Origin of the sequence: Kribbella deserti (genome assembly GCF_042434725.1) — a bacterium.
In the GTDB taxonomy this organism is placed as follows: Bacteria; Actinomycetota; Actinomycetes; order Propionibacteriales; family Kribbellaceae; genus Kribbella; species Kribbella deserti.
In genome coordinates, this window is record NZ_JBHLTC010000039.1 from 258,654 (window position 1) to 278,694 (window position 20,041).

A 20,041-nucleotide genomic window follows, 5' to 3' on the forward strand; every position below is an offset into this window, starting at 1 on the left:
CCGGGCCTTGTGACCCTTCTCCTCTTGGACTGTCGGTGCAGACGGGCAGAATGTGCCGGTGACCGAAGCCACCGCCGCCCCGACCGCCCTCGGTTCGACGACGCCTGGCGCTGTCGTGCACCCGGGTGGTACGACCTTCACGCTTTGGGCCCCGGACGCCGAGCGGGTCGAGCTGACCCTGCTCGCCGACGACGGCAGCCAGCGCAATCTCGATCTCCAGCACATCGGAGATCACTGGTCAGCGGACGTGCCTGGGGTCGGGCACGGCCAGCGGTACGGCTATCGCGTGCACGGTCCGTTCGAGCCGACTCACGGCTTGCGCTTCAACCCGGCGAAGCTGCTGGTCGATCCCTACGCCCGGGCGATCGACGGCTCGCTGGATTTCGCCAGTCCGGTGATCTACGACTCGGCCGAGCTGGACTCCGCCGGGCACGTACCGGTGGGCGTGGTGATCGAGCGGACCGATCCGCCGCCGCCGATCAGCCGCCCGGTCCGTTGGGGCGAGACCGTCATCTACGAACTGCACGCCCGCGGGTTCACGATGACCCATCCGGACGTGCCGCCGCCGCTGAGAGGGACGTACGCGGGTCTCGCGCATCCCTCGGTGATCGGCTATCTGAAGGACCTCGGCATCACCTCGATCGAGCTGCTGCCGATCCACCACTCGGTCACCGAACCGGCCATCGCCGCCCGCGGCCTGCCGAACTACTGGGGTTACAACACCCTCGGCTTCTTCGCTCCGCACGCGGGTTATTCGTCCGCGGGCTCCACCGGCGGCCAGGTGGCCGAGTTCAAGGCGATGGTCGCGGCGTACCACGAGGCCGGGCTCGAGGTGATTCTCGACGTCGTGTTCAACCACACCGCCGAGGGCGGTTTCGACGGCCCCACGCTGAGCCTGCGCGGTATCGACAACCGGGTCTACTACCGCCTCGGCAACGGCGGCTCGATGTACGACGTGACCGGCACGGGCAATTCCGTCGACACCTCGCATCCGCAGGTCCGCCGCCTGATCCTGGACTCGCTGCGCTACTGGGTCACTGAGATGGGCGTGGACGGGTTCCGCCTCGACCTGGCGGTCACGCTGATCCGCAACGAGCGCCACGAGGTGGACCTGCAGCACCCGTTCCTCACCGAGATCGCCGCCGATCCCGTGCTGCGCAAGGTGAAACTGATCTCCGAACCGTGGGACGTCGGCAACTTCGGCTATCAGCTCGGCAAGTTCGGCACGCCCTGGTCCGAGTGGAACGGCCGTTACCGCGACACCGTGCGCGACATCTGGCGCGGCCACTCGCACACGGTGCAGGACCTCGCCTACCGCCTCTCCGGCTCCAGCGACCTGTACGGCGACGACGGCCGCCATCCGTATGCGTCGATCAACTTCGTCACCGCGCACGACGGGTTCACCCTGCGGGATCTGGTCAGCTACAACTCCAAGCACAACGAGGCCAACCGCGAGGACAATCGCGACGGTACCGACGACAACCGGTCCTGGAACTGTGGTGTCGAGGGCGAGACCGACGACCCCGCCATCAACGCGTTGCGCCGGCGGCAGGCGGCCAACCTGATGGCCACGCTGCTGTTGTCGACCGGTATCCCGATGATCACCGCCGGGGACGAGTGCGGCCGGACCCAGCGCGGCAACAACAACGCGTACTGCCAGGACAACGAGATCTCGTGGTTCGACTGGACCCTGCCGACGTCGCGCGAGTGGCGCGCCCAGTTCAAGCTCACCCGGGACGTGCTCGCGCTCCGCGCCAAGCACCCGGCGCTGCGCCAGTGGCACTACTTCAAGGGCCGTCCGGTGGTGGAAGGCGGCCGCAAAGACCTGTCCTGGATCGCGCCACACGGCGGTGAGATGACCGAGGCCGACTGGCACGACCCGTCACTTCGTACTCTCGGCATGTTCCTGGCCGGCGACGCCTTGCGCGGTACCGATGCCGAGGGCAACCGGCTGACCGATCACTCGTTCCTGTTCGCGCTCAACGCGACCGCCGAGACCCGCCGCGTCGTCGTACCGGACGCCTCCTGGGCCCCGGCGTACGAGGTCGTGCTCGACACCAGCCGCTCCGGCATCACCGAAGTGGAGGCCGGCGCGACCGTCAACCTGGAACCCCGCTGCCTGGTCCTGCTCCGCGCCCTTTGACCTTCCCCCAGGGGCAGGGGTCAGACTCCTGCCATGACATCGGGCGAGGCGTTGACGATTGGCGAGTTCGGCCGACGGGCCGGGCTGTCGGCGAAGGCTTTAAGGCTGTACGACGAATCCGGGCTGCTGCCGCCCGATTCGGTGGATCCGTCGAACGGGTATCGCCTGTACTCCCCCGCGCAGCTCGAACGCGCCCGGCGGATCAGCATGCTGCGGCAGCTCGGCATACCGCTCGCCACGGTCACCGACGTACTGGGCGCGCCCAACGAAGAGGCCGCGCACCAGCTTGACCGCTGGTGGCACGAACAGGAAACGACCCTCGCCGAACGCAAGAAGGCGCTCGACTGGCTGCGGGCCCGTTTCACCCGAACCGGTGGCGACTTCGCCGCGCGGCCGGTGACCACCCGCGAGGTACCGGACACCAAGATCGCCTCGATCCGCGCGGCGACGGATCAAGCCGGGCTGCTCGCCGAGATCATCGGCAACACGATGTACATCTGCGACTACCTGGCCCAGGCCGGGGTGGAGATGACCGGTGAGAGCTGGGTGATCTACCACGGCTATGTCGCGCCGGACAGCGCCGGCGATATCGAGATCTGCGTGCCCTTCTCCGGTCCGGCGGATCCGCATGGTCCCATCGCGCTGCGGGTGGAACCGGCCCGGGTCGAAGCCTTTTGCACGATCAGCCGGGACGAGTGTTTCTATCCGCGCATCATGTTCGCGTACGACTTGCTCGAGGACTGGATCGCGGACGCCGCGCTGCCGCGTGCGGGCGCCGTACGGGAGATCTACCTGCCGCAGTTCGCCGCTGGTCCCACCGATCAGCCGAGCGTGCACATCGCCCAACCCATCACCCGCTGATCCCCTTACCTCCTTTATTGCTAGGAGCCACCATGCCCGGCCTTGACGACCACGCATGCCAGTCCGCCTACAGCGATCCCGGCCAGTACACCGGCCTGATCGACGCCTTGCCGTCGGACCTCCCCGGCATCGGCGAAGTCGTGCGCAATCTGCTGATCCACTATCGCGGCGGCGGAATCGAGTTCACCGGCGACCGCCTCGCCGAGATCGACAACCGCTGGATCGACACCCTGATCGGCGTCGACCAGTCGCGCAACGGCGACCCACTCGCCGTACCCCGCGAGCCGTTCAACCGGGTGGTCGGCTGCTGCCGCGACTTCACCCTGCTCACCGTGGCAGCCCTTCGCCACAAGGGCATTCCGGCCCGCAGCCGGATCGGCTTCGCCACCTACTTCGCTGCGGAGTTCAACCACGACCACGTCGTCACCGAATACTGGAACGGCGACCGCTGGGTCTGGGCCGACACCCAGCTCGACCCGGCCGACGGCGGCGTATTCGATCCGCTGGACCTACCGCCCGGAACGATGATCAGCGCGGCACAGGTGTGGACCGACTACCGCAGGGGTCTTGTCGATCCGGAACTCTATGGTGCGACGGATGAGTTCAAGGGCGCTTGGTTCATCCGCGACTACGTCTATCTCGAACTGGCCCACCGCATGCGCGACGAGCTGCTGCTCTGGGATATCTGGGGCGAGATGTCGGCCGACCTCCCCGCCGACCTCACCGCCACGGACGAGCTCGCCGCCCTCCTGCTGGCCGCCGACGCCGGCGACCCCACGGCCGAGTCCGCCCTGACCGACCTCTACACCCCACCCCTCCGCCCCACCACCACCGTGCAAACCCTCTCCCCCACCGGCCACCACCGCCCCACCACCCTCCGCCCGGCCGCCTAACAGTGATGAGCTGAAGTCAGCGAGGATATCCACCCTTGCCGCCCGATCCCGATCCCCTGGGCTGCCCGTCGTTCGCCCCCGGTTCGCCCCGGCCTTTCACCGTAGGTCGCTGGTTCCGGCCCGGTTCGCCTCTTCGCGCTAGCTGGAGTCGTCGGGTGGCCGCTGGTACGGCGCGTGCCCGGCCGGCTACCGGGTTGTGGGGCGACTACCGGGTTGTGGTGGGCCCGCTACCGACTTTTTGCGCGACTACCCGGTTCCAACCAGGTAGTCGCGCAAATACTCGGTAGCCGACCTCGCGACCACCCCGACCACCCCGATCGCCACGTCCACCTCGACCCACCGTCGACCCACCGTCGCCCCCGTCCCGCCACGGGGCCCTTCGCGGAGCATGCGGAACCACCCGAGCCGACCGGCCATACCCCACCCGTCCCCCTGATAGCCCGCTGTCCTTGGGTCGGGTCGGCCCGGGTCAAGGGCGCGCACGCGTCGCCGCAGGCGATTCCAAACCCTTGACGCGGGCCGACCCGGCCCCACAATCCGCGACTCCTCAGGGGGAACGGGTGACCACCAACCACCCTCACTCCACAACCGAACGCGCACTCGCGACCACTTACGCGCATTCGCGACCACTCGCGACGACTTACGCGCCCTCGCGACCACTCGCAACCACTCGCGAGTGAAGACGCATGCCCCGTCACGCGGGCCCTGCCGAACATGCCCGACCACGATCCCGCCGACCGCCGGTCGGCCTCCATAGGAGCATCCCCCGCGCCAACTGGGGTGCTGCGGGAGGCTAGCCATCGCGAAGGTGGGTTACCACCTCGGATTCCCAGGTGGTAACCCACCTTGCCAATGGTTAGCCACCGCCACGACCGGTTCCTCCGGCTGCGGGCGGGCCGGACCGGGCCTGCGGGGCGGTCTGCGGGGGCGGACGGCAGTCCTCCGCTGCCTCGGATCGGGCCTGCGCGGGCGGATGGGCCCGGCAATTCCAAAGGTCGACGTGTGAAATGGGAGGTCGACGCGGCAAGCTTGGAAGGCCAACCCCCGAATTCCCAGGTCGACCTTTGCAATTGCCGGGCGCTCACCCGCGGATGCCGCTCGGGTGGCCGGAGAGGCGACCAAGCCCTCGCCGAACCAGTCGAACCAGCCGAACCAGTCGAGGTGGTCTCGCGGCTGGGTCGGGCCTGCACGGCAGCAACCCGGGTCCACCTGACAGTTCGCGACCACTCAGGGGGACGGGTGAACACGCGATATCCCGGCCCAGGCGAATCACCGCGAAGGCAAGCGACGATTCGTCCGAATTCGCCCGCCTACGTCGGCGACCACAGTGGGCCGCCGTACGGGAGGCGAGCGGATGCAGACGAATCGACGCAACGCCGTGAGGGCCGGTCGGTGCCGAGAGTGGCCGCAGCACCGGGAGCCTGCCGCGACCGCCGGTGCCCCCGTCACTGGATTGCCAGGGCCCGGGCGCCGGCGAGGAACGCCGAAGCCCTCCCGAGCCCGGGGGCTGGGAGGGCTTCGGTGGGGCTGGGTTAGAACTCGGTGCCGGGGGAAACGTCGGCGGGGGTGGAGGGGGCGGTGGCTAGGCCCAGTTCGGCTGAGGTTGCCAGCAGGGGGTGGTTCGGCAGGGCCCGGACGGTGTAGCCGAAGGCGCCGGTGCGGTCGAGTTTGAGGTCTCCCTCGAACCGGTGCCGGTTGTCGTCGTACGACTCCGCCAGGTGCAGCGATACCGCCACCGCGTCGGTGATCTCGTCGGACGAGTCCACCCGGCCGTGCAGCGCCTGGACATCCAGATCCGTCGGCTTCAGGCCGGCCGGCAGGGTGACGAAGGCGCGCACGCCGACCGTCGTACCGAGCTGCGGTACGTCGCCGAGGCCCTGCAGCTCCACGTGATCGACCCGAACCTCGGGCCAGGCCGCGCGGATCCTGGCCTTCCACTGCGCCAGATCGCGGGCGCCGTCGTACGTGTCGTTGAGCTTGTGCGAGGCCTGCGCGGCCGGCACGTACAGCTGCTGGACGTAGTCGCGGACCATCCGGGTGGCGAGCACCTTCGGGCCGAGCTCCTTGATGGTGTGGCGGAGCATCTCGATCCAGCGGGCCGGCGTCTTGCCGTCGTAGAAGCGCGGCGCGACGTGCTTCTCGATCAGGTCGTACAACGCCTTGGCCTCGAGGTCGTCGCGGCGGTCCACGTCGTCGACGCCCTCGGCGGACGGGATCGCCCAGCCGAACTCGTCGTCGTACCACTCGTCCCACCAGCCGTCGCGGATGGACAGGTTGAGGCCACCGTTCAGCGCGGCCTTCATACCCGACGTGCCGCACGCCTCGTACGGACGCAGCGGGTTGTTCAGCCAGACGTCGGTGCCCGGGTACATCGGCTGGGCCAGCGCGATGTCGTAGTCCGGCACGAACACGATGCGGTGCCGGACCTCGGGGTCGTCGGCGAACCGGACCATCTCCTGGATCAGCTTTTTGCCGCCTTCGTCGGCGGGGTGGGCCTTACCGGCGATGACGATCTGGATCGGCCGCTCCGGGTGCAGCAGCATCGCCTTCAGCCGCGCGGGGTCGCGCAGCATCAGGGTGAGGCGCTTGTACGACGGAACGCGGCGGGCGAAGCCCATCGTGAGCACGTCCGGGTCGAGGATCTCGTCCACCCAGCCGAGCTCGGCCTCGCTGGCGCCCCGGTTCACCCAGGACGCGCGCACGCGGGCCCGGGTGTCGTCGATGAAGCGCTGGCGCAGGATCCGCTTGGTGTCCCACAGCTGCTCGTCCGACACCTGGTCCAGCGCGTCGAACATGTTCTCGCTGTCGCCTTCGGAGGCGGCCGCGTTGGTCAGCGCCGAGATCTCCCGGGCCACCCAGGTCGGCGCGTGCACGCCGTTGGTGATCGAGCTGATCGGTACGTCGACCGGGTCGAAGCTCGGCCACAACCCGGCGAACATGCCGCGGCTGACCACGCCGTGCAGCTGGGACACGCCGTTGGCGCGCTGCGCGAGACGAAGGCCCATCACCGCCATGTTGAAGACGGCCGGGTCACCGCCTTCGAAGTCCTCGCAACCGAGCGCGAGGATCCGGTCGACCGGTACGCCCTCGCCGAAGGCCTCCGGCGAGAAGTGCTGCTGGATGAGTTCCTGCGGGAACCGGTCGATACCGGCCGGAACCGGGGTGTGGGTGGTGAAGACCGTGCCGGCCCGCGCCACCTCCAGCGCGGTGTCGAAGTCGAGGCCCTCGTCGACCGACAGCTCGCGGATGCGCTCGATGCCGAGGAAACCGGCGTGGCCCTCGTTGGTGTGGAAGACCTCGGGCGCGGGGGTGCCGGCGATCCGGCAGTACTCGCGGACGGCGCGGACACCACCGACGCCGAGCAGCAGCTCCTGCAGCAGGCGATGCTCGGTGGTACCGCCGTACAGCCGGTCGGTCACCTCGCGCTCGGCGGGCTCGTTGTCCTCGATGTCGGAGTCGAGCATCAGCAGCGGCACGCGGCCGACCTGGGCGACCCAGATCTGCGCGCCGAGCTTGCGGCCACCCGGCAGGGTCACGCTGACCGTGGCGGGCTCGTCGCCGTCACGCAGCTGGGTGATCGGCAGACCATCGGGGTCCACCAACGGATACCGCTCCTGCTGCCAGCCTTCGCGGTTCAGCGACTGACCGAAGTAGCCGTGCCGGTACAGCAGGCCGACACCGATCAGTGGCACGCCGAGATCGCTCGCGGCCTTCAGGTGGTCACCGGCCAGGATGCCGAGACCTCCGGAGTACTGCGGCAGCACGTGGGTGATGCCGAATTCCGGGGAGAAGTAGGCCACCGCACTGACCGGGCTGCCCGCTTCGGTCTGGAACCAGCGCTGCCCCTCGACGTACTCGTTGAGGTCGGCCACGGCCAGCTCCAGCCGGCGCAGGAACGCGCCGTCACCGGCGAGTTGCTCCAGCCGGGCGGCCGAAACCTCACCGAGCAGGCGCACCGGGTCGCCGCCGGTGGCACGCCACAACTGGGCGTCCACCGCCTCGAAGACGTCCTGGGTGTCTGGGTGCCAGGCCCAGCGAAGGTTGTTGACCAGCGTGCCGAGACCGGTCAGGGGCTCGGGCAGGACAGGGCGGACGGAGAATCGTCGTATCGCTCGCACCGGGACACCGTACTAGCCCATCCCCGGCAGGCACACCGGTGGGATGCATCGATTTTGCAACACAAGCAAAATCTTGCAGCGCTTGTCAGACGCGTAAGAGTGGGTACGTGAACCGATAGCGTTACACCTGGTCACACCCTCTACCCCGGAAGCGAAGGTCAGCTCTCGCCATGACAGGCCGCATCCCGATCACCGACGTCAGCCCGACCGTCGACAACGGGGCTTATCCCGCCAAAGCAGCGGTCGGCGAAACGTTCACCGTGGCGGCGACCGTGTTCCGCGAAGGCCACGACGCCGTCAACGCCAACGTCGTTCTCACCTCACCGACCGGTCAGACCCGGCGCATGCTGATGGTCCCGCTCGGTCAGGGTACGGACGACTGGCAGGTCGAGGTGGTTCTCGCCGAGCCGGGCCCGTGGACGTTCGCGATCGAAGGCTGGAGCGATCCGTACGGCACCTGGCGGCACAGCGCCGAGATCAAGGTCCCCGCGGGTATCGACGTGGACCTGGTCTTCGCCGAAGGCGCGGCCTTCTTCGATCGCGCCGCCGCCGGCGTCCCGCCCGCGGTCCGGGCCGATCGCGCCACGCTGAGTGACGCCGCCCAGGCCGTCGCGAACCCGGCCCTGCCGCCGGAGGCCCGGCTCGCCGCCGGAACCTCGCCGCAGGTGGTCGCCGCGCTCAGCCGGTATCCGGTCCGCGAGCTGATCACCTCGTCCGCGTCGTACCCGATCTGGGTCGATCGCAAGCGCGCGCTGTACGGCTCCTGGTACGAGTTCTTCCCCCGCTCCGAAGGTGCGCGGTACGACGACGCGGCCGGCCGCTGGATCTCCGGCTCGTTCAAGACCGCCGCGAAGCGCCTCGACGCGGTGGCGGCGATGGGCTTCGACATCTTGTACCTGCCGCCGATCCACCCGATCGGGCAGTCGTTCCGCAAGGGCCCGAACAACACGCTCGACCCGAAGCCGGGCGATCCCGGTTCACCGTGGGCGATCGGCTCGGCCGAGGGCGGGCACGACGCGATCCACCCCGAACTGGGCACGTTCGACGACTTCGACGCGTTTGTGGCCCGGGCCCGGGAGGTCGGCCTGGAGGTGGCGATCGACCTGGCGCTGCAGGCCTCGCCGGACCACCCGTGGGTCCAGGAGCACCCCAAGTGGTTCAGCGTGCGGGCCGACGGGTCGATCGCGTACGCGGAGAACCCGCCGAAGAAATACCAGGACATCTACCCGATCAACTTCGACAACGATCCCGAAGGCATCTACGCCGAGGTGCTGCGGGTCGTGAAGCTGTGGATCTCGCACGGCGTCACGGTCTTCCGCGTCGACAACCCGCACACCAAGCCCGTGAACTTCTGGGAGTGGTTGCTGGGCGAGGTGCGCAAGACGAACCCGGAGGTGCTCTTCCTGTCGGAGGCCTTCACCCGGCGCCCGATGATGCGGGAGCTGGCGAAGGTCGGGTTCCACCAGTCGTACACGTACTTCACCTGGCGCAATGAGAAGTGGGAGCTCGAGGAGTACCTGCAGGAGCTCACCAAGGAGACCGGCCACTACCTGCGGCCGAACTTCTTCGTGAACACCCCGGACATCCTCACCGCTTATCTGCAGTACGGCGGTCCCGGCGCCTTCAAGATCCGCGCGGCGATCGCGGCGACCTCGTCTCCCACCTGGGGCGTCTATGCCGGCTTCGAGCTGTTCGAGCACGTCGCGTTGCGGCCCGGCTCGGAGGAATACCTCGACACCGAGAAATTCCAGCTCCGCCCGCGCGACTGGGAGGCCGCCGAGGCCGAGGGGCGCACGCTGTCGCCGTACATCACCAAGCTGAACGACATCCGCCGCCGCCACCCGGCCCTGCAGGAGCTGCGCAACCTGACGATCCACAACGTCGAGGACGACGCGATCAGCTGCTGGTCCAAGCGCACCACCGGGCCGGACGGCCACAGCGACATCGTCATCGTCGTGGTCAACACCGATCCGCACGCGGTGCGCGAAACCATGGTCCACCTCGACATGGCCGCTCTCGGAATGCGCCCGGAAGACACTTTCACCGTGTACGACGAAATCACCGGCGGAACCTGGCGCTGGGGTGCGCAGAATTACGTCAAACTCGATCCGAACGGCGAACCGGCCCACATTCTCGCGGTCCGCCGCGGCCAGGCCTGATCCAGCGCGAATTATCTGGACCGGACGGTTCCGCAACCACGGCACCGAAAATTCTTCTGGCGGAACCGTCCCGGTCACTTTCCGATATGCCAAAGCCTCGCTCGAAGCCGCCCGGCATACCGCGTGGAAATCGTTTTCCTAATATCGGATCTGAGACAATCACTTGTTTATGTGACCTGGATCACATTAACTACCCGTAGGTGACCGGCTACTCCCGTGCTTAGGGTTCTGCCTGCCTGAATGAAATTCATTCATTGGCGGAATCATCTGCAGGGGGAATCAAATGCGCAAAATAAAGGCAATTGTTGCGGCCGGTGTCATGATGGCGGCAACAATTGGATTCACCGGCTCAGCGGAGGCGACCAGCCAGGCGAAATCGCTGACCATTCCGGGTAGCCAGGGCACCATTACCTCGAACACCTGGCGCACCACCGGCAACGGCTCGATCTCGGGCAACACCCGGCAGTGGGACTACCAGGTCTCGGCCGTCTACTCCGGCTCCAAGACCGTGCAGCGCATCCGCGCCACCTGGTGGTCCGGCGCCTCGCTGCGCACCAGCGCCTCGATCAGCGTCGGCATCAGCGGCTCCGGAGTTTCGGTCGGCGCCAGCTCGTCGTGGCAGCACACCACCACCAACCCGAAGTACTGGGAGAACACCAACGGCTCGAAGACCTCGAGCTGGCGGAGCAACATCATCGTCGCGCCGCAGCAGCACTACCTGAGCGGAACGATCTTCATGGCCAACACCGCCCTCGTGAAGCTCTCAAGCGACACCCGCACCTTCCAGATCACCGCTAGCGCCTAGGCGGCGGGAGTGACCACCTACAAGGCATTCGCGCTCAAAGCCGCTGTCGCCGCTTCGGTTCTCGCCCTGACCGGCGTCGGCGTCATCAGCCCGGCCGCGGCCACCAGTCAAGCGAAGTCCTATACGATCCCCGGCAGCCAGGGCACCATTACGTCGAACACCTGGCGCACCACCGGCAACGGCTCGATCTCGGGCAACACCCGGCAGTGGGACTACCAGGTCTCGGCCGTCTACTCCGGCTCCAAGACCGTGCAGCGCATCCGGACCACCTGGTGGTCCGGCGCCTCGCTGCGCACCAGCGCCTCGATCAGTGTCAGTGTCGGCGGCTCGGAGGTCTCAGTGAGCGCCGGCTCCGACTGGCAGCACGCCACCACCAACCCGAAGTACTGGGAGAACACCAACGGCTCGAAGACCTCGAGCTGGCGGAGCAACATCGTGGTCGCGCCGCAGCAGTACTACCTGAGTGGCACGATCTTCATGGCCAACACCGCCCTGGTGAAGCTGTCCAGCGACACGCGGACTTTCCAGATCACCGCGAGCGCCTGACACAATCATCGACGAAAGCTACGCCGCCGGTGCGTGGGGCCGTGGGGGCCGCCTCAACCCGTCGGCGTGGCGCGCGACTCGCAGTGGTCCGCGCGCCACAATATGCACTGTCCAGAAACGGGGGAATACCATCAAACGCGCATTGGCCCTGCTTGCCGCCGCGAGCCTCATCCTCACCGGCTGCTCCGGCGAACAGGCCCCGTCGGCCGAACCGGCTCCCCCGGTCATCCGGCTGCCCGAGAATCTGAATGCGGACAGCCTGGTGCTGTACAACCGTTTCACCCAGCGACTGCTTGCCTATGACCAGAAGTCGTTCACGGTCACTCAGGAGAGCAATCAGCAGAACTTCATCCAGTACGCCTTTCCGGTCGTCAGCGAATATTTCACCGCCGGCGACAGCAAAGGTGACGACTTCTCGGTACTGCGGGTGCGGGGCAACCGCATCGAAGAAGTCGTCGAATTGCCGCCGAACAGCGGAATTTTCCCGCTCGCCACGGATGGCAAACAGTGGCTGTACACCAAGAGCGACTACGTCGAGGGCCGCGAGACCCACCGTGTCCTGGTAGCGGTGGATCCGGACGGCAGCCACCGCGAGTACGCGGGCGCCACCGGACTGATCGACTCCGGCGCCATCATCGGCCACACCCTGTACTTCACCACCTTCGACGAGCCCACCGAGAAGTACTCGCTCAGCAGCCTGGACCTGCGCAGCCTCGACGCGAAGCCGAAGCCGTTGTCGAAGGGCCTGCCCGCGGGCGGGCTGTACGTACACAACGGCCTGCTCTACACCTCGACCGCGACGCAGCTCGTCAACGGCAAGGACGCCTTCGACTGCAAGGAATTCTGCTACTTCTACGACCAGGCCGGTGTGCTGCTTCGCATCTTTTTGAACAAGGAGGCGAGCCTGGTCCTCGACGTGATCGACTCGCGGACCAAGAAGGTGATCACCAGCCGCAAGGATCTGGTCGACTTCACCGTCAGCGGCGGCACGCTGGTGGTCTATCGCCGCGACGGCATCGACCGGATCCCGCTGAGCTCGAAGGCGGCGAGTTGACCACCACCGCACCGGCCAAGGTAACCGCGGCCCTGCACGGCGTGACGAAGACCTTCGACGGGCGCAAGGTGCTCGACGACGTGTCGTTCGCGTTCCAGCCGGCCACCCGGTATGTCGTGACCGGCCGAAGCGGCTGTGGCAAGAGCACTTTGCTGAACCTGCTCGCGGGCTATCTCGAACCGGACCTCGGCCGGGTCTCCCCCGCCGTCGCGACCGGCTATCTGTTCCAGGACGAACTGCTGTTCTCCAGCCTGACCGTGCGGCAGAACCTCGGCCTCCGCCTCACCGCGCTCGGCCTCTCCGATCACCAGCGCCGTACGACGGAGGCCCTGGCCAGGGCGGAGGTGGGCGGGCTTATCGACAACCCGGTCTCGCAACTGTCCGGCGGTGAGCGTCAGCGGGTCCAGCTCGCCACCTTGCTGGTGGCATCACCGCAACTGGTGCTGATGGACGAACCCACGTCGAAGCTCGACGCGGAAACCCGCCTCGACGTCGGCGGCGCCGTACTGGAGCTGTTCGCGGACCAGACCGTTGTGGTCGTCAGCCACGAGGAGCGCAGCCCGTTGTCCGATGGCGCGATCCGCCTTCGCTTGCAGGATGGACGACTCGACCATGACTGACCTCGCGCTGGTCACCGGCAAGGCACGCAAGTACCTGCGCACCTCGACCGTATTGTTCCTGCTGTCGCTGCTGCTGGCCGGCTCGTTCCTGATGGTGGTCGAGCGGCAGTACCTGCAGAACCGGGCCGACTTCACCGACAACGTGAATGTGCATCTGATCAAGGTCACCGGCCCCTCGCTGCGGTTCGCGGATCTGGCGAAGCTGCAGGACACGGTGCGCGCCGAGCGGCCCGGGGCGGCGTTCGACGTGGCGATGGAGTACTCACTCGGCTTCGGCATTCCCGATACGGCCGGGACGCCCCGCTTCATCTACGGGATCGACGGCAATGCCGCCAGGCTGCTCGGACTGCCTGCGATGGGCTCGGGGGTCGCCTACTCGATGACGCCGGTGGACAGTCGCCGGATCACCCTGCAGATCCCGATCGTCGAGATCGAGGCCGGCGGCATGTCCAGCGGCCGCACCACGATGAAGACGCTCGCCCTGTCCGGCGGCGTCTCCCGCGACACGCCTCTCGGCGTCCTGGGGCAACCGGATGCGAACGCGCTGTACGTCGACGGCGCCACCTTCCGCTCGATCGTCGAAGCGGCGTACGAGACCACCTGGGCGCGGTTCCAGTCGCAGTACGACAAGGAGAACGTTTTCGGCACCGAGGTGGTGCGCAATGCGTACGTCCACCTGGCGGACCTGGAAGACGTGAAGCCGGTCGCCGAGGCCGTCACCGCCAAGGGCTACGCCACGTCGTACACCTTGAAGGCCTTCGACGACCTGGCGGACTCGCTCAACACCACCTTGCTGATCGGCCTCATCACCGTGTTGATCGCTTGCCTCGGCTGCTTCGCCTACATCGTGCTGTCGTTCAATTCGTACCTGAACGTGTCGCACAAGGACATGGCGATCCTGCGCCACTTCGGCTTCGACGCTCGCCGGCTGGGCCAGATCTACGCCCACCGCGCTCGCAGCCTGCTCCAGCTGATCGCCCTGGTCGCGACGGGCTACCTGGTGGTCGGCGGCCTGCTCTTCCTGCCAACCGATCGGCTGAGGTTCGCCCTGATCAACGTGGCCGTCTGCCTGGCCCTCAGCGTTGCGCTCTACCTGGTGCTGCGACTGATCGTCATCCCCCGCCACGTCCGCCTGAGCGTGCTCACCCTGCTGAAGGCCGACAAAGAATTCGAGTGATCACGGACAGGCCGGACCTGCCGTGGATCAGCCCGTACGGCGGGTGGGGTGCTGGTGGTCGGTCAGCTGGAAGCCGGTGCCGCGGACGGCGTCGATGGTGAGGGTGGTGGAGAGTTCGGCCAGTTTGCGACGGAGGCGCTTCACCAGGGAGTGCACGTCCGCCGTACTGCGTAGGTGGCCGGTTCCCCAGACCGCTTGATGCAGCGCCTCGTAGGTCCACACCTGGAGTGGCTCGGTGGCGAGTTGCGTGAGCAGATCCCGTTCGAGCGGGGTGAGCGCGACTTCCCGATCGCCCCAGCTCGCGACCAGTCGCTCCTGGTCGATCCGCAGTACGTCGGCCGATTGCTCGATCACCGCGGGCGGCGCGGAGTGGTCCTCGCAGCGCGGTTCGAGCAGGCGGCGCAGTTCGTCCAGGCCGGACACCATCAGCAGCGGGCCGACGCCGTCGAGCATGGCGGCCAGCCGCATCCGCTGCTCCGAGTCGGCGCCCACGGCGATCACCAGCGGCAGCGGGGCGTCCTCCGGCCGGGCGGGATCGCCTCTTGACTCCGCTCCCCCATCGAGTTCGTGCACGAAGGCAACGATGTCAACTGCTGCCCGGAATTGCCAACAAACTGACAATGATTGGCAGAAATCGAGGGTTCTGCCTCGACAATTCGTGACAAGTTGCTCACGAGCAGTGCTTGTTGCCGTCACGATGTGACACATAAGGTCCACACCAGGTCACGACTGTCATCCGGTCGGGCTCTGGGCGCTGACGACCGCCAAGCACCGGCCACGACGCCGGCCGGCGGTCATCTGTCCCCTTTCTCCATGGCTCGGGGGAGTTCACGGAGTCGTTCTAGGAGGGGCTGCAGAACCATGTCTACACGCAACCGAAGAAGGGGCATCGCCAGATCACTGGTGAGTGCCATCGCTGCCGCGGCGGTCGTCGCGACGGGGCTAACCGCCACCACCGTGGCCGCACAGGCCGCACCGCAGGCCGATCCGGTGCCCGCGGCCGAGAAGATCAAACCTGAGCTGACGAAGGCCCTGCAGGGCAAGACCGCGACCGACTTCTGGGTCCGGTTCGCCGAGCGGGCCGATCTGTCCCAGGCCGCGAAGATCGCCGACTGGAACCAGCGCGGCACCGCCGTCGCCGCCGCCCTGCGCAAGACCGCGGCGGAGAGCCAGGCGAAGGTCCGCGCGGAACTCGACGGCATGCACCTGAAGTACGAGGCCTTCTGGGGCTCGAACGCCATCAAGGTGTCGGGCGGCTCGGTGGGTCACGTGCAGAAGCTGGCCGCGTTCACCGAGGTCGAGGGCCTGTACGCGCCGGTCCAGTACCAGGCGCCGAAGGTGACCGCCGGGACCAGCGGCCACACGACGATGGCCGTCGAGTGGGGTATCGCCAACATCAACGCCGACGACGTCTGGTCGACGTACGGCGTCAAGGGCGCTGGTATCACCATCGCCAATATCGACACGGGTGTGCAGTACGACCACCCGTCGCTGGTGAACCAGTACCGCGGCAAGAAGGCCGACGGCACGTTCGACCACAACTACAACTGGTTCAACGCGGCCGGCACCTGCGCGGCGGCACCTTGTGACACCAACGGCCACGGCACCCACACGATGGGCACGATGGCCGGTTCCGACGGTGGCGCGAACCAGATCGGCGTGGCTCCCGACGTCAAGTGGATCGCCGCGAACGGGTGCTGCCCGAGCGACGCCGCACTGATCACGTCGGGTCAGTGGATGCTCGAGCCGACCAACCTCGCCGGGCAGAACCCCGACGCGAGCAAGCGGCCGAACATCATCAACAACTCGTGGGGCTCGCAGTCGCCGTCCAACGACCCGTTCATGGAGGACATCGCCCTCGCGTGGGAGGCGTCCGGCATCTTCGGCATGTGGGCCAACGGCAACAGCGGTGCGCTGGGTTGTCAGTCGAGTGGTTCCCCGGGTAGCCGGATCATCAACTACTCGGCCGGTAACTACGACATCAACAACAACATCAGCAACAGCTCGGGCCGTGGCGTCGGCCAGGACGGCGAGATCAAGCCGAACATCTCCGCGCCCGGTACCAACGTCCGCTCGGCCATTCCCGGCAGCGGCTACGCCAACTTCAGCGGTACGTCGATGGCCTCCCCGCACGTCGCGGGCGCGATCGCGCTGCTCTGGTCGGCGGCACCGAGCCTGGTCGGCAACATCCCGGCCACCAAGGCGCTGCTGGACAACACCGCCACCGACAAGGAAAGCAGCCAGTGCGGCGGTACCGCGGACGACAACAACGTCTTCGGTGAAGGCCGTCTCGACGCCCTCGCGCTGCTGAACGCGGCTCCGATCGGCGACACCGGCACCCTGACCGGCAAGGTCACCAACGCGGCCACCGGTGCGGGTATCGCCGGCGCCACCGTGACCGTCACCGGCCCGACCGAGCGTCAGCTCACCACCGGCGCCGACGGCACGTACAGCACCCTGGTCAACGCCGGGGACTACAACCTCGCGGTCTCCGCGTTCGGTTACAAGTCGACCACCGGCACGGCCGCGGTCACCGCGAACGCGACCACCACCAAGGACTTCGCGCTCACCGCCGCTCCGCTGGTCAACGTCGGCGGAACGGTCACGGACGGCTCCGGCCACGGCTGGCCGCTGTACGCGAAGGTGACCGTCGAGGGCCCGGGTGGCGTGTTCGACTACACCACCCCGACCAACGGCCGGTACACCCTCCAGGTGCCGTCCAACGCGTCGTACACGATCAAGGTCGAGTCGCAGATCCCCGGCTACGAGACGGTCAGCAAGCCGCTCGTCGTGGGTGCGGGCAACGCCACCCTGAACGTCGCAGTACCGGTGCGCGGTGACTCCTGCCTGACGGCTCCCGGTTACGTCAACGGTTCGGACGGCGTCTACGAGACGTTCGAGTCCGGCGTGGCTCCGGCCGGCTGGACCGTCGTGGACAACACCGTGCCGGCCAGCGGCCAGGTGTGGACGTTCAACAACCCGGGCAACCGGGCCAACCTGACCGGCGCCGGCGGCAAGTTCGCGATCATCGACAGCGACAAGTACGGCTCGGGCGGCAAGCAGAACAGCTCGCTGGTCAGCCCGAAGGTCGACCTGACCGCCGTCACCGCTCCGGTGATCAAGTTCGCCCAGGACTTCAACTACCTGGGTGGCGAAAAGGCCAATGTGGAGCTGTCGATCGACGGCGGCACCACCTGGGAGACCGTGCTGACGCAGGCCACGGCCGACGTGCGCGGCGTCAAGGAGATCGCGATCCCGCAGGCGGCCGGTAAGGCCGAGGTGCAGGTGCGCTTCCACTACTTCGACGGTTCGTACGACTGGTGGTGGCAGGTCGACAACGTGCTGATCGGCAGCAAAGTGATCTGCCAGCCGGTCAACGGTGGCCTGGTCACCGGTCACGTGACCGACACCAACACCGGTGGCGCGATCAACGGCGCCGTTGTCAGCAGCGGCGACAAGCCGGCCGAGACCGCCACCACGGTTGCGACCCCGGCCGACACCGGTCTGGCCGACGGCTTCTACTGGCTGTTCTCCTCGGTCACGGGACCGCACCCGTTCACCGCGAAGGCCGGCAGCTACACCAGCAAGACCAGCGTGGTCGACGTCGAGGCCGACTGGACCACCCCGGCGAGCTTCGCGCTCGACGCGGGCCGGCTCAGCGTCACCCCGGGCAGCGTGGAGGCCACGCTGCGGATGCCGACCGGTAAGACCACCAAGTCCTTCACCGTGACCAACACGGGCAAGGCGCCGGTGGATGTCGAGTTCGGTGAGGTCGAGGGCGATGTCGAGATCCTCGGCGCCGACGGCAGCCGCAAGACCCGTGAGCAGATCGAGCAGTCGGACGGCGCACCGCTGCAGCGCCTGCAGGTACCGACCTCGTTCGCGAACAAGCTGGCCGGCAAGATGCCGGTACCGGCCGCCAAGCCCGGTATCAGCGCCGACCCGTGGACCGGGATCTCGAACTACCCGGCGACCGTGATGGACAACCGCACCGTCAACCTCGACGGCAAGGTCTACTCCATCGCGGGTGGCAACGGCAGCGCGTCGACGGCCAACAACTACGTCTACGACCCGGCCGCCAAGACCTGGACGGCCATCGCGCCGCTGCCGGGTGCCCGTAACGCCGTCACGGCCGGTGCCGTCGGTGGCAGGATCATCGTCAGCGGTGGCTGGGGCGCCTCCGGTCCGGACGCGGCCACCTGGTCGTACGACCCGGCCGCGAACGCCTGGACCGCGGTGAAGGCCAACCCGGCACCGCGTGCGGCCGCCGGACAGGCCGTGCTCGGCGGCAAGCTGTACTCCATCGGCGGCTGCACCACGGCCGCCTGCACCCCGATGTCGAACACCGTGGTGCGCTACGACCCGGCGTCCGACACCTGGGAGACCCTCGCCAACTACCCGGCCGCGGTGGCGTTCGTCGCCTGTGGCGCGGTCGGCGACGCGGTGGTCTGCACCGGCGGTAACAACGGCACGGCCGGTCAGAAGACGGGTGCCTCCTACGACCCGTCCAGCAACACCTGGACGCCGATCGCCGACGCTCCGGCCGACAACTGGGCCGCTTCCGTGGCGACTGGCGGCGGCAAGCTGCTCGTCGTCGGTGGCGTCCAGGGCGCGGCCGTCACCAACGCCGGCTTCGCGTACGACGCCGCGGCCAACACCTGGTCGAGCCTGCCGAACGCCAACACCCCGCGGTACCGCGGTGGCGCGGCCTGTGGGTTCTACAAGGTCGGTGGCTCCTCGGGTGGCTTCACCGCCACCGCCGACAGCGAAGTGCTGCCGGGCTTCGAGGACTGCGCCGACGCCGCGGCCGACGTCAGCTGGCTGACGATCGACCAGAAGGCGCTGACGCTGGCGCCGGGCGCCAAGGTCGTGGTCAAGGCCACGATGACCGCCGCCGTCGACCAGCCCGGCAAGTACACCGCCGGTATCAGCATCAAGGAGAACACCCCGTACTCGGTCGCGAACGTGGGCGTCACGATGAACGTGAACCCGCCGACCACCTGGGGCAAGCTCCTCGGCACCGTCACCGGCATCAACTGCCAAGGCCTCAGCGTCGCCATTCCGGGCGCCACGGTCCAGGTCGACTCGTGGGCGATGTCGTTCACCTTCACCACCGACGCGGAAGGTGGTTACGCCTACTGGCTGGACCGCCGCAACAACCCGCTGACGATCATCGCGGCAAAGGACGGCTGGAAGCCCCAGGTCCGCCAGAGCTCGGTGAACGTGAACACGCCGACAACCGAGGACTTCGTCCTCAAACCGGTGAAGTGCTAACCCCGTCAGACCCTAACCAGGCCTGACTAACCAGGACCGGTCCCACCCAGTACGCCGGGTGGGACCGGTTCTGCTTTCCCCCAGCCCCTTCACCCGCAGGCTGTTGCACCGGTGCCGGGTTGTAGCGCGGATGCCGGGTTGTAGCGCGGATGCCGGGTTGTAGCGCGGATGCCGGGTTGTAGCGCGGATGCCGGGTTGTAGCGCGGATGCCGGGTTGTAGCGCGGATGCCGGGTTGTAGCGCGGCCGCTGCCGGGTTGTTGGCCCGCTACCCGGTTGCAGAGCCTGTTGCGTTTTGGGTGTGGCGCGGGTTGCTGGGTGGGTTCGGGGTGCTGAAGGATTGGGTGGTGGCGAATTCGTATCGGCCGGTTGATCGTGATCAGGCGTTCTTGT

The 20,041-nt window shown here is 67.6% G+C and carries 12 protein-coding genes; 10 read left to right on the forward strand and 2 right to left on the reverse strand.

Annotated elements, in window-relative coordinates:
- Positions 1–52: 52 nt before the first annotated feature.
- From glgX to ACFFGN_RS31150, 3 genes are read left to right on the forward strand one after another with little or no spacing between them, the layout of a single operon-like run.
- A complete protein-coding gene (gene glgX / locus ACFFGN_RS31140; RefSeq protein ID WP_380055062.1) occupies positions 53–2,143 on the forward strand; it encodes a glycogen debranching protein GlgX in 2,091 nt (696 codons plus the stop codon).
- A 33-nt stretch (positions 2,144–2,176) separates the two neighbouring features.
- On the forward strand, positions 2,177–3,004 hold the full coding sequence (locus ACFFGN_RS31145) for a MerR family transcriptional regulator (RefSeq protein ID WP_380055064.1): 828 nt from the start codon (positions 2,177–2,179) through the stop codon (positions 3,002–3,004).
- Between the two features lie 32 nt (positions 3,005–3,036).
- The gene (locus ACFFGN_RS31150) at positions 3,037–3,897 is read left to right on the forward strand and encodes a transglutaminase-like domain-containing protein (RefSeq protein ID WP_380055067.1); all 861 of its coding nucleotides are present in this window, start codon (positions 3,037–3,039) and stop codon (positions 3,895–3,897) included.
- Positions 3,898–5,429: 1,532 nt separating this feature from the next.
- Here the strand turns inward: ACFFGN_RS31150 and glgP are convergent.
- A complete protein-coding gene (glgP, locus tag ACFFGN_RS31155) occupies positions 5,430–8,015 on the reverse strand; it encodes an alpha-glucan family phosphorylase (protein WP_380055070.1) in 2,586 nt (861 codons plus the stop codon).
- A gap of 170 nt (positions 8,016–8,185) precedes the next feature.
- Between glgP and ACFFGN_RS31160 the strand changes: the two genes are divergently transcribed.
- From ACFFGN_RS31160 to ACFFGN_RS31185, 6 genes are all read left to right on the forward strand, one after another.
- On the forward strand, positions 8,186–10,174 hold the full coding sequence (locus tag ACFFGN_RS31160; RefSeq protein ID WP_380055073.1) for an alpha-1,4-glucan--maltose-1-phosphate maltosyltransferase: 1,989 nt from the start codon (positions 8,186–8,188) through the stop codon (positions 10,172–10,174).
- 283 nt (positions 10,175–10,457) lie between these two features.
- Positions 10,458–10,979, forward strand: a complete 522-nt coding sequence (locus ACFFGN_RS31165) for a hypothetical protein (protein ID WP_380055076.1) — start codon at positions 10,458–10,460, stop codon at positions 10,977–10,979.
- Positions 10,980–10,988: 9 nt separating this feature from the next.
- Positions 10,989–11,525 (forward strand): hypothetical protein, encoded by a 537-nt coding sequence (locus ACFFGN_RS31170; protein ID WP_380055078.1) that lies wholly within the window; start codon positions 10,989–10,991, stop codon positions 11,523–11,525.
- A 142-nt stretch (positions 11,526–11,667) separates the two neighbouring features.
- A complete protein-coding gene (locus ACFFGN_RS31175) occupies positions 11,668–12,579 on the forward strand; it encodes a hypothetical protein (RefSeq protein WP_380055081.1) in 912 nt (303 codons plus the stop codon).
- Positions 12,576–13,199, forward strand: coding sequence for an ATP-binding cassette domain-containing protein (locus tag ACFFGN_RS31180; RefSeq protein ID WP_380055083.1), 624 nt, complete (start codon positions 12,576–12,578; stop codon positions 13,197–13,199). Before ACFFGN_RS31175 ends, ACFFGN_RS31180 begins: the two co-directional genes overlap by 4 nt.
- Positions 13,177–14,376, forward strand: coding sequence for a hypothetical protein (locus ACFFGN_RS31185; RefSeq protein ID WP_380055086.1), 1,200 nt, complete (start codon positions 13,177–13,179; stop codon positions 14,374–14,376). Before ACFFGN_RS31180 ends, ACFFGN_RS31185 begins: the two co-directional genes overlap by 23 nt.
- 27 nt (positions 14,377–14,403) lie before the next feature.
- Here ACFFGN_RS31185 and ACFFGN_RS31190 read toward each other — a convergent pair whose 3' ends face one another.
- On the reverse strand, positions 14,404–14,949 hold the full coding sequence (locus ACFFGN_RS31190; RefSeq protein WP_380055089.1) for a winged helix-turn-helix domain-containing protein: 546 nt from the start codon (positions 14,947–14,949) through the stop codon (positions 14,404–14,406).
- 330 nt (positions 14,950–15,279) lie between these two features.
- Here ACFFGN_RS31190 and ACFFGN_RS31195 point away from each other — a divergent pair, with 330 nt between their 5' ends.
- Positions 15,280–19,650, forward strand: coding sequence for a S8 family serine peptidase (locus ACFFGN_RS31195; protein WP_380055092.1), 4,371 nt, complete (start codon positions 15,280–15,282; stop codon positions 19,648–19,650).
- Positions 19,651–20,041 lie beyond the last annotated feature (391 nt).